10 protein-coding genes are annotated in these 14,447 nt (G+C 55.7%); 8 read left to right on the top strand and 2 right to left on the bottom strand.

Going from position 1 to position 14,447, the window contains the following annotated elements:
• Positions 1-2 precede the first annotated feature (2 nt).
• Genes FU672_RS12545 through FU672_RS12530 form a run of 4 tightly spaced genes read left to right on the top strand, consistent with a single transcriptional unit; the run spans position 3 to position 4,650 of the window.
• Complete coding sequence (locus FU672_RS12545) at positions 3-989, top strand: fimbrial protein (RefSeq protein ID WP_148243474.1); 987 nt, start codon at positions 3-5, stop codon at positions 987-989.
• 25 nt (positions 990-1,014) lie between these two features.
• Positions 1,015-2,361, top strand: a complete 1,347-nt coding sequence (locus FU672_RS12540; protein ID WP_148243473.1) for a GlcNAc-transferase family protein — start codon at positions 1,015-1,017, stop codon at positions 2,359-2,361.
• Entirely contained in the window at positions 2,355-4,136 is a 1,782-nt protein-coding gene (locus FU672_RS12535) for an OmpA family protein (RefSeq protein WP_148243472.1), read from the top strand. The genes FU672_RS12540 and FU672_RS12535 overlap by 7 nt, the downstream gene beginning before the upstream one ends.
• Positions 4,137-4,161: 25 nt before the next feature.
• Complete coding sequence (locus FU672_RS12530; RefSeq protein WP_148243471.1) at positions 4,162-4,650, top strand: DcrB-related protein; 489 nt, start codon at positions 4,162-4,164, stop codon at positions 4,648-4,650.
• 69 nt (positions 4,651-4,719) lie between these two features.
• Here the strand turns inward: FU672_RS12530 and FU672_RS12525 are convergent, their stop codons facing one another.
• Positions 4,720-5,247, bottom strand: a complete 528-nt coding sequence (locus FU672_RS12525; RefSeq protein ID WP_148243553.1) for a helix-turn-helix domain-containing protein — start codon at positions 5,245-5,247, stop codon at positions 4,720-4,722.
• Positions 5,248-5,919: 672 nt separating this feature from the next.
• Between FU672_RS12525 and pgaA the strand changes: the two genes are divergently transcribed.
• Genes pgaA through pgaD form a run of 4 tightly spaced genes read left to right on the top strand, consistent with a single transcriptional unit; the run spans position 5,920 to position 12,059 of the window.
• A complete protein-coding gene (gene pgaA / locus FU672_RS12520) occupies positions 5,920-8,358 on the top strand; it encodes a poly-beta-1,6 N-acetyl-D-glucosamine export porin PgaA (protein ID WP_148243470.1) in 2,439 nt (812 codons plus the stop codon).
• A gap of 8 nt (positions 8,359-8,366) precedes the next feature.
• Positions 8,367-10,304, top strand: a complete 1,938-nt coding sequence (gene pgaB, locus FU672_RS12515; RefSeq protein ID WP_148243469.1) for a poly-beta-1,6-N-acetyl-D-glucosamine N-deacetylase PgaB — start codon at positions 8,367-8,369, stop codon at positions 10,302-10,304.
• Positions 10,297-11,628: a poly-beta-1,6-N-acetyl-D-glucosamine synthase gene (pgaC, locus tag FU672_RS12510; RefSeq protein WP_148243468.1), complete on the top strand. Its 1,332-nt coding sequence runs from the start codon at positions 10,297-10,299 to the stop codon at positions 11,626-11,628. The genes pgaB and pgaC overlap by 8 nt, the downstream gene beginning before the upstream one ends.
• Positions 11,625-12,059 carry a poly-beta-1,6-N-acetyl-D-glucosamine biosynthesis protein PgaD gene (gene pgaD, locus FU672_RS12505; RefSeq protein WP_148243467.1) on the top strand — a complete coding sequence of 145 codons (435 nt, stop codon included), beginning with the start codon at positions 11,625-11,627 and terminating at the stop codon, positions 12,057-12,059. The genes pgaC and pgaD overlap by 4 nt, the downstream gene beginning before the upstream one ends.
• Positions 12,060-12,529: 470 nt before the next feature.
• Here the strand turns inward: pgaD and gss are convergent, their stop codons facing one another.
• Positions 12,530-14,395, bottom strand: coding sequence for a bifunctional glutathionylspermidine amidase/synthase (gss, locus tag FU672_RS12495; RefSeq protein WP_148243466.1), 1,866 nt, complete (start codon positions 14,393-14,395; stop codon positions 12,530-12,532).
• Positions 14,396-14,447 lie beyond the last annotated feature (52 nt).

Raw genomic sequence — 14,447 nt, 5'->3', positions numbered from 1 at the left:
ACATGTTAAGGATCGCCATTACACTTTGTGCCCTTGCTTTGACACCCGCCGCTTCCGCTGTTTGTACGCTGGCGCGCGGCGCGCCGACTCCGGTTTCCATTTCTTCGCAAGTTATTCGTATCAACGCGAATGCCCCCATAGACACCTCAACCCCAATCGCCCAGTTCGACAGCAATCAGGCAGGCCAGAATATTGGCTATGACCACTGCGTTGCCGGCACCGAGTACGGGAAGCGAGTGATCAACCTGACGGGACAGGACTCGTCAACCCGCATCTATCCGACCAATATACCGGGCATTGGCATTAAGCTGCTGTGGAGTAATGGCACTGCATTCGGCAACTTTCCCTCCACCAGTCAGTTGACCATTTCGGGGGGGAATCAAGAAGCCACATTTGATTATGTGGCCGCCTCTTTTTACCGCATCCAGTTTTTTAAAACGGCGAGCAATTTGCGCCTGAGCGATCCGAACGGCGATACCGTTCTGCCCGCCGGAGATATTGCCTATAACTACCTGATGACGGCCGATCCGGCCTCGTATGTTATGAAACTCGCGATTGGCGATATCAAAATCATTAGCACCCCCACCTGCGATGTCGACAGCGCCAAAACGATTGATTTTAACGAAGTGACCCCGTCATTGCTTAGTAGCGGCGTGAGCCGCAAGCTGGATTTCAACATTACCTGCAAAAGCGACTACGGCACTTATTCCACTACCGCCTCGATGCTCACCGATACCCCCTCCTCAGATGGTTCATATATCCGCGTAAAAGATGCGGGCGGCAATCTGGATCGGCTGGGCATAAAAATCACTGATGGCGCAGGCAAGGCGATGAAGCTGGACGGCAGCACATCAGAACAAAAAACCAGTATTACCAGCCAGGGTCCCGCCGAATTCGCCTGGAACGCCACGCTGTTCGCCAGCGGTAAAACCGCCCCCGCTGGTGGGACCTTTAACGCCAAAGCGGAAGTCGTTTTTGATATTCCGTAATCAGCTTTTAAATGGATTGGGAAAAATGGATACCCCAGCGACAATTTTTATCAGCATCGCCAGCTATCGCGACCCGGAACTCATCCCAACGCTACAGAATATGCTGCACCATGCCGCTCATCCGGAGAATCTGCATCTCGCTGTTTGCTGGCAGGACGACGAAAACCTGTCGCTGTTTGAACAAAGCGGCATGATCCCGGAAGGTAGCCGCATCGTTGCGGGGCATGAAGTCGTTGCCTTTCGCTACCGCCAGGCCAGGATTGATATTATTAGCGTTCATTATTACGCCAGCCAGGGCGCATGCTGGGCACGCAGCATGGCGGAAACGCTGTTTGAACAGGAAGCCTATTTCCTGCAAATCGATTCCCACTGCCGTTTTATTCCCTGCTGGGATGACGAAATGATCGCCATGCTGCGCCAGTTACAGCAGAAAAGCGCGCGGCCCATACTCTCCTCCTATCCCCCGCCTTATTGCCCAGGCCAAGATGAAGAGGCCAGTAAAAAGCACTATGTCAGCCGCCTGATATTTCGCGAATTTAATCCGCAGGGTATTCCCATGCTGACCTCCACGCCTTTTACGGCAACCGAGCCGGTGCGGGGAAGCTATCTCGCGGGCGGTTTTATCTTTACGCACGGCGATTTCGTCAGCACTGTGCCTAACGATCCGCAGATTTTTTTCGCCGGCGAAGAGATAGCCATGGCGGTACGCGCATTCACCTACGGTTATGACATTTATCATCCGCACAAACCACTGCTCTGGCATTTCTATCAGCGTAAAGAGCACAGCAAAGTCTGGGGAGATCACTCAAACGAGGCCAAAGCGCAAGGCGCGGTGGATAAAGCCTGGTGGGAAAGAGACAACATCTCGAAAAAACGCGTCCGAACCATACTGGGGCTGGAAACAGAGGACGCCGCAAGTCTGGCGCCTTACACCACGGGATCTGCACGTCCTCTGCGATCGTTTGAGTATCAGACCGGAATTTGCCTGCAAAAGGGCACCGTACTGCCGGAGGTAATGAGCGCGGAGAAGATCAATTTTTTCCCGACGCCGCCCGATGACCACGCGCAATGGCTTGCCCGCCAGTACGTCTGGTACAAAAAAAATCTCACGCTGGAGCCCGCCGTCTGGTGCGCTGACGATGGAGACGCGGAGAACCTGCACCTTGGCGTTTATAACCCGCAAAACATGCTGCTCTATAAACGCACGCTCAATGCCCGGGAACTGCAAGCGCTGCATATCGCATCCCCGGATGACAACCTCACACTCTCGCTCGAATTTAAAACCGCCAACGCCGCGCAGCCTGCTGTCGTGCGGATATGTCCGTGGTCAATAACCTCTGGCTGGGGCACCGTTACGGAGAAAACATGGTGAAAAGTGAACATTTTTTCTGCCGACTGATCGGCATTGATACCCTGATATCCTTCGACGGCATCATTCCTTCAGCGGCGGATTTTCAGCTCAGACTTATTTCGCTCATCGAGCAGTTTAATAAAGCCTTGCAGGAAGAGAACCAGGCCGCCGAAGAGAGCGAAGCGCTGTGCCAGCTATTATGCGGTTATTTCGACAAGCGCCTGATGATAAATCAGAAAGATAATGCGCTCTCCTGGGAGCGTTACTCGTTAATGCATTACTTTTATGGCCACACCCAAAGCCAGGCGGATGACGATATTACATCACGGCTTGCCGCTCTGCTTCGTTCCGACAGTAAGCTGATTTTCCGCTATGCCAGAAAGCTGCTTACGCTGCTGGAACAGGTCGAAGGGCAAACCGACGCGCTGACGTCGCTGCGCGCTACCTGCGCACCCCGTACCTGGCTGATGCGCGCGGAAGCGGACCCTGAACCGGAAAAAGGCGACGAAGATACACCAGCCACCTCTCCCCGGCTGATGGTGTTGATTACCGGACCCTTCGCCCGAAAATGGTTTCACCATGCCAATTTGTCAACCAGCGATAACGGACACATCGTCTGGATGGTAGCCGAACATTCGACTACGCTCGCCAGCCGGCTCGCGCATGCGGAAGAGATGCACCCGCCCATGGCGACAGTGGCCCTGTTTCCTGTGCTCGTCGATGGTATGGAAAACAGCGCTCTGCTGACAGAACAGCTGATGTCCTGGCAGTACGCCTTCACCTCCATACGGCTTAACAGGCGGTTGCCCTGCATACCGGCTTTTTATACCCGTCTGAGCCAGCAACGCCATTCGCACGATCCCGACCGGGCGATCTGGACCTGCTCTCTGACGCCGCATGGTCAGTTGACGCTGGAGTCGTGTTTCCACAACCTGGTGGACAAGCTTAATGCCCGCGATGACGGCCAGAATCTTCATGCCATTCAGCGATACGCGCTCGGCAGTACCTTTATCGCCTGGCTTGCCGAAAGCCGGTTGATGAACGTCATGCAAACCTTGTTTAAAAACACCCCGCTCGATCTCGCTGGCGTCATCCTTGCTGACTATGGTCAGGGGTTTACTCGTCACGGCGCCTGGTCGCAGTGGCTGGGAGAAAGATACGGTATCCTGCCTGCGCTTTCCGCCACGATTGCCATGCCGCCCTTACCTCCGTTGCCATTACCGCCGCGACCGGAACCCGAGGCCACATGGCCAGCGCCTGCGCCTCTCGTTAAGCCAGCGCCGCGGCGTCGATCTCCACTGCCCGCCATTATCGTGCTGCTGTTACTGTTAGCCTGTCTGGCTGGCGGCGTTTACTACTATGCCCGGCATAACATCGGCGAAATACGCGAGCAGATAAGACAATTTTCTCCGTTACGGGAAAATGTTGCCGCAGACGACAACGCGTCGATCTTCCCTCTGGCGGATACCGTGCCGCTTTTTGCGAACGGTAGCAGCAATCTCATGCCCGACAGCGAAAAAACCCTGCTCACTATCGTGCCGGTAATTCGCCGCTCACCAGAAAAGATATTCCTCATAATTGGCCATTCCGACAGTACCGGCTCTGCCGCGACAAACATGGCGCTCTCTGCCGAGCGCGCGCAGGTCATTAAAGACTGGCTGGTGGCGTATACGGGACTCCCTGCCGGACAGTTTATTACCGAAGGCGCGGGTGACACCCGGCCGGTCGCCAATAACGACACCAAAGAAGGACGGGCGCAAAACCGCCGCGTTGAGATCATTCCCTTATCCCGATAAACCATTAAGGATGAAAAGGACTTACATGAACAAAACCCCCATGACTTATCCTGTGAATGAAGGCACCTTCATGACGCTCACGCCTCAGGAAGATCAGTCCATTAATATTCTGCGCTATATGGATGAGGACAATAATCAGTACAACATACTGATAAACCGCACCACGCTGGAAAAAGATCAAACGGTGGACGATTTCTGTGAGAAGCAGTGGGAGAAAATGAAGCTTTATGTGCCAGGATTTGAGGTGGAAGGAAAAAACCTGCGCCATGAAATTGGTCCAGCCAAACTGCAGGTGCTGCAAACCGCCAATAAATTTCTGGAGGATGGCGCCTGGGTCCGGCAGGTCTCTTCCATTGTCACGCTGCCCCATCACCCGAAGCACAATCCCGAGTCGCGCAAACTGCTGGTGTTTACGCTGGCGTCTTATAACGATTTTACCGAAGCGCAGCGTAAACATTACGTCCGTATTATCAACAGCTTTATTCCAACGGAAACCGCACTGAGCGTTGAGTGATCTGCAAAACCTCTCTGTGCCCCGCCCGGGGCGCAGAAAGAATGTTTTTTATTTTGGTATCTCCAGAGGCTAGGGATCGTTCCCACCTACATCCAGCAGTTTGTTTTTAAAGATAAACAAACACGCCTCGTTGAAGTTCTCCGCCCCCAGGCGTTCCGAGAGCGCCGTGCGTTTGCGATAGAGGCTTTTCACCGACGTATTCAGCTCATCGGCAATGGCTTCCATCGGCATCCCTGCCCTCAGCAACCGCAGCATGATCGCTTCGTGCGTGCTAAGCCGTAAATTAAGTAGCCACTTCGTGGTCAGGCGCCTGCCCTTCATATTGAGAACCAGATTAAACAGCGAGGCCATATCCGGCGCAGTGAGCGATGTGTTCATAAATAACTTCATACTGAGCAGATTCTCCTCGCGGTGTCGCATATCAAGCATAACGCAGCAGATTGTTTTTTTCGTTCTGGCCGGATGGCGTATCAGGTAATCATATAAACGGAGCGGAGAACGACTATCAATCAATACAGAATATTCATCTGCACCGTTATCAAATATGTTTCTGTCAATCGAGTCGAGCAGGATAATATCCGGAAAAAATATCCGCATCCCCCTGACAAGGTAGCGATCCTGAGTCACTAACACTATTGAAGTTGCCACTAACCATCCCTTTTAGATTAAAGCAAGAACGATCCTTCGGAAAGAAGGCCGCCTTCGTTTTATAGCGCTGTTATATAAATGATAAATGTATTCTGGCTTTGGACATCCCTCAATACAGACATTGATGAGTAAGACTTCCTGTAGACTATCATTCAATGGCTGCCATTAATTATAAATAAAAAACAATCGCAGAAAAGTCACTTCTCTAAACATTAAGAATTTTTGTCATGAAACTTCCCAAACATGCACCAGAAAGTACTTTAATTGACACAGACAAACTGCATTTAAAATATATACAAAACTGTCACAATAAAAATAAATCAAAATAATTTCAATAACTTACAAATAAACGGTCAATTCAATAAAAACGCCAAAAACCACTCAATCCAGAATTATCTCAAAACGACACACCCGCTTTTCAACATATTTATCCGGCAACATATCAGGTGTACATTAGCTTTCACCCAGTCCACTGAGATAAGGATCCATAATTACCTTCAGGTAAGTACCCCGTAACATCACTGCATTCAGATTTAATGTTCTCATTTATGGCCTTTAACGCTGAGTTTAAAGGCGGCCGTGTTATGCAATGGATTCATGATAAACAAATGGCAAATAGATATGGAAAGATCACTTCGCTTCAATACGTTATTCTTTTATCGCACCCCAACATTATTGTTCCTGTTATTCCTCTTTCCTGTTCTGGCTCAGGCTACTGAATCTGTTTATGAGCAACAGATTCAACAGGCGCGTAACGGTAATTACACGCCGTTTCTCGATTATCTTCAGCGTTATCAGCAGCAGCATGCCCTGACATCTGAACAAGTTGCGGACTGGTTACAGGTGGCAGCCTGGGCGGGTCATGATGGCGAGGTTATTCAGGTCTGGCAGCGTTATGGCATTTATATGCCGCTGCCCGCCCGTGGCATTGCTGCTGTCGCGCAATCCAGGCGAAATCAAAAAGCGTGGCAGCCGGCCCTGACGCTCTGGAAAGAGGCACGTAGCCTTGCGCCGGATAACGATGATTATCGTATCGGCTATATCAAAACCCTGGCCGATGCCCGCATGGACACGCTTGCCCTGCAGGAAGCCCGACAGTTGGTGGCGGAAAATCCCTCTCAGGCGCATCTTCAGACACTCTCGTATGTCTGGTTACGCCAGGGAAAAAGCTGGGATCGGCTTCTGGCTGACACGCGCGCGCTGAATGTCGCACCTGAGAATAAAGCGCTCCTCAGCGAGCTGATCGACGCGCTAACGGATAACCGGGTGAATACCCCCGCGCTCCAGCTTTCACAAAGCGTGACGCTGTCCCCCGCTGAGCGTCGTCGTCTTGAGCGTAATGCTGCCGCCGAACGGGTTCGCCTCGCCGATGTGCCTGGCAGAACAGAAAAGGAGCGCCTGCAGCTTGCGCAAACCGCGCTGAATCGTTACGACACCCTGCTTGCTCGCTGGCAAAACGAGCCGCAGGCGACGGAAGACGTTGTCCTGGCGCGTATCGACAGGCTTGGTGCGCTGTATGCGCATGGCGATTACACGCGGGTCATCCGTGAATATCAGGCGCTGACGACAGCGCAGCATCCGGTGCCGGGCTGGGCCATCGGCTGGGTGATCTCCGCGTATCTGCAGGAGAAAAACGCTGCCGCCGCCTTCTCGCTTCTGCAACGCTATCCGCAATACGCTTCCGACCCGCAGGACGAGGAGCACGCGCTTTTTTACGCCTGGCTGGATACGGGACAGTATCAGTCCGCCCGCCAGTATGTAGAGCGCCAGACCCGCAACGTCCCCTGGACCCGTTACGATTTCGGTTCCCCTACCCCTCAGCCGAACGATCGGTGGCTTACCGGGCAGTCGCTCCGTTTTAACTATTTGCTGGCGACGAATGCCCTGCCGGAAGCCGAAAAGCTGGCGCACCATCTGGCGACAACGGCGTCGGGCAATCAGGGATTACAGATTGACTACGCCACCCTGCTTCAGGCGCGGGGCCTGCCGCGCGCGGCCGAGCAAAAACTGAAAATGGCGGAGGCTCTGGAGCCGTCCAATGCAGAGCTAGAGCAACAGCAGGCTTACGTCGCGATGGATCTGCAGGAGTGGCGACAGATGGATTTACTGGCCGACGACGTGCTGGCTCGCGCACCCGCCGATCGCAGCGCCAGGCGTCTCGACAGGCTCCGAACGGTCCATCACATGTCCGAACTGCGCCTCAACGCAAGCAAAGGCTTGCACTCCGATAGCCCCGTCAGCGGGACACACGACCTGAGCTGGGACGCCACGCTCTATGGCCCACCTGTAGCGGATAACTGGCGGCTGTTTGCGGGCACCCGCTATGCGCAGAGTAATTTCGATGAAGGCAAAGGCACCAGCCGTCACCTTTTGGGCGGCGTCGAATGGCGGCCACGCGACCTCCAGCTCGAAGCCGAGATCTCCAGCAACCGCTATCACGGGGCAAACAAGCCGGGTGCTCGCCTCGCAACAACGTACTTTGTGACCGATAACTGGCAGGTCAACGGCAGCCTTGAACGCCTGTCGCGCACCACGCCCCTTCGGGCGTTACGCAACGGGGTGAGTGCAAACCGGGGTGAAGGCGGGGTGCGCTGGTATCAAAACGAGCGGCGTGAGTACCAGTTCAGCGCCGCCCTCAGCCGCTTCTCCGATCATAACCGTCGCCAGGAATACACCCTCACGGGCAAGGAACGTCTCTGGCAGACCCCGTCCCTGACGCTGGATCTCGAACCGGGGATCGCCGCCAGTAAAAACAGCCTGCGGGACACGCTCTATTACAACCCGGCGCGGGATCTGTCCGTGACGGCTGCCCTGGCCGTTGACCATGAGATGGTCCGCCATTACGACACTCTCTGGAGCCAGCAGTTCGTGGCGGGAGGCGGCAGCTACTGGCAGAAAAATCAGTCCGCTGGCGCCATCGCCCTGCTGGGTTACGGACAACGCGTCCAGTGGAACAACGTTATTGATACCGGCGTGATGCTGAACTGGGATAAACGCCCTTACGACGGCAAACGCGAGAGCAATCTCTCCGTCACGTTTGACGCGACTTTACGCTTTTAAGGATGAATATGCTGAACACACGTTTTTCCGTGAGCCTGATACTCATCGGCTGGCTCTGCCTCAGCGCGAATGTCTGCGCGCAGGCGATCTCGTTCATTGCGCCCAAAGAGCGGCCACAGCTGGAGGCGAGTAAACCCTGGCCGAAGAACCAGTTTCTGGTCCTGGCTTACCACGACGTAGAAGATGATGCTGCCGATCAACGCTACCTCTCTGTTCGCACCAGCGCGTTAAACGAGCAGATAAGCTGGCTTCTGCACAACGGCTATCACGCCATCAGCGTGCAGGACATTCTCGATGCGCATGACGGGAAAAAAACGCTGCCGCCGAAAGCCGTTCTGCTCAGCTTTGATGACGGCTACAGGAGCTTCTACACCCGCGTCTGGCCACTGCTTCAGGCCTGGAACGTCCCTGCGCTGTGGGCGCCGGTGGGCAGTTGGGTCGATACGCCAGCAAATCAAAAGGTGAATTTTGGCGGCCTGATGACGCCCCGCGATCGCTTCGCGACGTGGGACATGGTGCGTGAGCTCAGCCAGTCCCCGCTGATTGAGATCGGATCGCATACCTGGGCTTCGCATTACGGTATTCCGGCCAACCCGCAGGGCAGCCGGGAACCGGCGATCGCCAATCGCTTTTATGATAGCGCGACGGGCCGCTATGAAACCGATCAACAGTTCAACCAGCGGATCGGCGATGATGTTCGCAAAGTGACGGAAAAAATCACCCAGGTGACGGGAAAGGCGCCGCGCGCCTGGGTCTGGCCTTACGGCGCCGCCAACGGGACGTCACTCGCTATCGCCAGACAGCAGGGTTATCAGTTGGCCTTTACCCTTGAGGACGGACTGGGGAATGTGCAGGAGCTGGGCAACATCCCCCGTCTGCTGATCGCCGGAAATCCCTCGCTCAAGGCGTTTGCCAGTACGATCGGCCAGGTTCAGGAGCGCGAACCCGTGCGCGTCATGCACGTCGATCTCGACTATGTTTACGATCCCGATCCGGCCCAGCAGACCCAAAACATCAACAAGCTGATCCAGCGGGTCTACGACATGAAAATCAGCCATGTTTTCCTGCAGGCGTTTGCCGACCCGCAGGGCGACGGCAGGATCAAGGCGCTCTATTTCCCCAACCGCCGGCTGCCAGTCCGGGCCGATCTCTTTAATTTTGTCGCCTGGCAGCTGCAAACCCGCGCGGGAGTAAAAGTCTTCGCGTGGATGCCGGTGCTCTCGTTCGATCTCGATCCTTCCATGCCGCGCGTGCAGCGCCGGGATCCTCAAACCGGCCAGCTGCGCGAAGCCACCGAGCCCTATATCCGGCTCTCCCCGTGGGACCCGCAGGTGCGCCAGCAGGTGACGGACATCTATGAAGATCTGGCCCGCTATGCCAGCTTCAATGGGATCCTGTTCCATGACGATGCGGTGTTGACAGACGTGGACGATGCCGGACAGGACACGACTCGCCAGAAGAGCCAACTGCTTATGGGGTTTACCCACGCCCTGGGCCTGGCGGTGAAGCATATTCGTGGCCCGCAGATAAAAACCGCCCGCAATATGTTTGCCCTACCCATTCTGCAGCCTGAAAGCGAAGCGTGGTTTGCGCAGAATCTTGACGACTTTCTGGCGGAGTATGACTGGACGGTGCCGATGGCCATGCCGCTGATGGAGTCCGTTCCGGTAGACGAGAGCGATGCCTGGCTGACGCGTCTGGTTAAAGCGGTCGCCACGCGCCCCGGCGCGCTCGATAAAACCATTTTCGAGCTGCAGGCCAGGGACTGGGACCAGAAACCGCAGCGCGCCGTTTCCGATAGCCAGCTTGTGCAGTGGATGCGCGTGCTCCAGCTGAACGGCGTCAAAAACTACGGTTACTACCCCGACGACTTCATCAACAACCAACCTGATATCTCACGCATCAGGCCTGAATTTTCTTCGTACTGGTACCCTGACAATGACTGATCGCATTATCGCATTCTCTATTTTATGTCTGGTATTCGGGTTGCCATTAGGTGTGGCCGCCCTCTTTACCGGCGAACTGATTCTGGATTTTGTGTTCTTCTGGCCGCTGTTCATGTCGGTGCTCTGGATAACCGGCGGCCTCTATTTCTGGTTTCAGCTTGAACGCCACTGGTCGTGGGATAAAGACACGCCCGCCCCAACGCTCGCGGGTGAGCCGCTCATCTCCATTCTTATCCCCTGTTTCAACGAGGGAAGGAATGCCCGGGAGACCATCAGCGCCGCGCTGGATCAGCGGTATGAAAATATAGAAGTTATCGCCATCAACGACGGCTCTTCTGACAACACCGCGGAGGTTTTGCAGGCGCTGGCGCAGGAACAGCCGCGCCTGCGGGTGATTAACCTTGCGGAAAATCAGGGGAAAGCGCTGGCGCTCAAAGCCGGGGCAGCGGCGGCCCGGGGCGATCTGCTGGTCTGCATTGACGGCGACGCCCTGCTCGATCGCGATACGGCCGCTTATCTGGTGGCACCGCTGATTCAGTACCCCCACGTCGGCGCGGTCACCGGGAACCCGCGTATTCGCACGCGCTCCACGCTGATTGGTCGCATTCAGGTGGGTGAGTTCTCATCCATCATTGGGCTCATCAAGCGGACGCAGCGGATCTATGGCCGGGTCTTTACCGTCTCCGGCGTCATTGCCGCGTTTCGCCGACAGGCGCTGGCGGATGTCGGGTACTGGAGCCCGGACATGATCACCGAAGACATCGACATCAGCTGGAAGCTCCAGCTGCGCCACTGGGATATCTTTTTCGAGCCGCGGGCGCTGTGCTGGATCCTGATGCCGGAGACGCTGAAGGGCCTGTGGAAACAGCGTCTGCGCTGGGCCCAGGGGGGCGCGGAGGTGTTTCTGGTCAACCTTCGCAAGATTGTGCGCTGGGAGCATCACCGCATGTGGCCCTTGTTTATGGAGTACGCGCTGTCAACGCTGTGGGCCTTCGCGTACGCGATGACGGTGCTGCTGTTCATCCTCAGCCATGTCGCGCCTGTTCCTGCCAGGCTGACCGTGGAGAGCCTTTTTCCACCGGAGTTTACCGGGCTGCTGCTGGGTGTGATGTGTCTGCTGCAGTTCCTGGTCAGTTTGTACATCGAACGGCGCTATGAACGAAAAGTGGCCAGCTCGCTTTTCTGGGTGATCTGGTTCCCGATGGTGTACTGGATGATTGGCCTGTTCACTACCCTCGTCGCATTTCCAAAAGTCATGCTTAAACGTCAGCGTGCCCGCGCGCGCTGGATCAGTCCGGACCGGGGAAAAGGAAGCATTCAATGAACGAAAATACCTTAATTTTGACTGAGCATCGGCTGTTGCCACGTCTTTTCGATGCCGCGTTAACGATGGTGGCGTGGGGAGGATTTCTGTTTTTCCTGTATGCCAGGCTCTGGATGCAGCTAACCGATGAGAGCGACTACCGGTGGGGCGTGATTATTGCGTCTTTTAATACGGTGTTGATCTATTTACTGTTCGCCGCGCTCAACGGCTGGCTGCTGATTTTGTGGTATCAGTACAACCGCCGCCGCACGCACGTGAGACGGCGCCAGCCGGGCTATTTTCACCAGGAGGAGCTGGCCCGCAGCTTTAATGTCTCGCCGCAGATCATCTCCGAGATGAGCCAGTACAACCTGCTGACGGTGTATCACGATCAGATTGGCCGCATCATCGATCTGAAGATCAGCGAACAGCTGGAAGAGGAAGAACGGTAAGGAAAAGCCCCCGCAGGATGCCCTGCGGGCTGAGGGATCCACAGTATTTTTTAAGCAGAAGCAATAACCTTGTTTCAGAACGACTAAAGGCTTTCAGCGATGCCCTGGTCCGGCTGTAAATCGCTGAGGCGTTTCCTGCAGGCCGGGGCGAGGCGCATGGATGCGCCGAGAGGGCGGGCTTTACAGGGACGTTACCTCCGCCCGTCCCCGATAAGCCGGAAGGAATAAGCCGAGGGCACCGCGAAGCGGCGATTTACCGCCGGGAGCCCGGGTCGCCAGGGTGGTGGCGACTGAGCCACCCTGGCACGTTCACAGGCCATGTCGTTAAAGAGTAGCAAGGAACATAAAGTGAACGGAATGACCACCAGAGCCGTATGTTCCCCCTCACCCCAGCCCTCTCCCTCAAGGGAGAGGGGGTCGTCTGTGCAGGCATTATTTTGTAGGGAACCCTCAACCCTGCGGGGGTATTTTTATAGCGAGTCCTTCACCACAATCAGCGGCTCGATATCGCTCTCTTTCTTCACCACCAGCGAGTCATCACCGCGCAGACAGGTTCCGCCGTAGTTCCCGCCCACGGTGAAGGTGCAGACCTGTATGTACTTGCCGTCGACCTTCGGCAGGCACCACAGCTGCTGGTAGATGTTTTTACGGTCAACAAACTTGCCACTGGATTTATCCAGCAGTTCGTCATGGGGGCTGATGAGATCGATATTGCTGCCGCAGCGTCCGGCAATCGGCTTGACGGCATAGCCGGTCTGTTTCAGCAGATCGTTAACCTCAAAATCGGTGTCGAGAAGGTAACGGTGATTCGGGAACAGTTGCCACAGTACCGGGAGAATCGCCTTGTTGCCGGGAATAACGGTCCACAGCGGTTCGAAGACCAGCACCTCCGGGCGCAGCAGGACGTCAATCAGGCGCACCTCACCTTCGGGATGTCCGGTGCGGATCGGCACGGCGGCGTATTCGGTTTCGCTAACCTCGCGGATCTGCTCTATCGCCGTTTCCCACGCCCAGGTTTTCCACACGCAGTTGACGTGGCGACCTTCGTCATCAATCAGCTGTCCGGCGGCATCCCAGCTGAGCGCCTCCAGCCCGTGCAGGATTTTGGTCTCGAACCCGGCCTGCATCAGCGAACGCTGAATGAAGAGCGCGTGATAGTCCTCTTCGACATCGTTGTCCTGCATGATGTGGACGAACGGCCGCGCGTGGCTGTGCTTCCATGCGCCGGTCAGCTCTTCCAGCAGCCCTTCCGCCGGGTTATGCCCGTTGCCACGATAGCCGTTTTTCACCCACTCTTCGAGAATGAGCCCGCCCTCGGTATGGCAGGACGCGGAGTCGGCGTTGTACTCGTAGACCTTGATGCCGCGCTCATCCATGCAGAAATCCATACGACCGGTGATCATATGGTGGCGACGCCACTGCCAGGAGAGGCGCAGGCGCGGCCAGAGGATTTTCGGGATGTCGAAAAGCGCCAGCAGGCTGTCGTCTTTCAGCACCTTATCCGTCGCGTGCAGGTACATCAGGTGCAGTTCGTTGGTGGCCTTGATCAGCTCCTGCTCGGCGCTTTCGGTAATGGTGAAGTACTGGCAGGGATCTTTGTTGATCACATGGCCGTTCGCGCGGATATACGCCTGCTGCAGCGCGTCATTTTCGTTAAGCCATTTTCCGTCGAACTGACGCGTGTTTTTCAGCCGCGCGCCGCTGATTTTCAGCAGTTCGCCGTCGATTTCCGGCTGTGGAATGCAGTGTTCCGTGTCGTCGGTCTGGATCATCCAGCCGAGAATCTCCGTGTCGTTGAAGGTGTCATGGATTGTATAACATCCGTTCTCCACGCTCAGACGCAGCTCGCGCGTCCACTGCTGCCCAAGCGGCAGCGGGGAGTGAACCACGTTCTGCTCCGCAATACGCACCTTGTCGTCCAGAAGCTGGGTGATCACCGCCACGTGGCCGGTCTCATGAAACTCGCCGCCCTTTTGCCAGATCAGCAGCGCTCCGGCGCGCGGCGCGCGTTTTGAGCCATTGGCAAAAGCCTGAAGGGGCAGAATGTTATCGTTCACCACCTGACGCAAAAAGCGCAGGGAGAAGATTTCCCACGCCATGCCGACGTCGGTAAACACGAAGCCATAGTTGAGAAACAGGAAACGGCGGGCAAACTCAACACACTGCCACTTGTGGCCCATGTATTCGTTGCCGATATAGCTGCGGAAATCCGCGTCTTCCGGGTAGTTGCGCGGGTCCAGACTGCCGTAATTTGAAGAGTAAATCGCCACGCCACCGGGCGCATAGCCTAACAATGTCCCGAATGGCGCATCACTGCTTAACTTTCCTTTACGCATGTATCCAACCTAAAACAGGCAGGCGGCAATTTTTTTTGGGTTGTCGTCGTCT

The sequence above is a fragment of the Enterobacter asburiae genome, from assembly GCF_008080435.1.
Classification (GTDB): domain Bacteria; phylum Pseudomonadota; class Gammaproteobacteria; order Enterobacterales; family Enterobacteriaceae; genus Enterobacter; species Enterobacter asburiae_C.
This window is presented reverse-complemented; position numbering and strand designations above follow the sequence as displayed.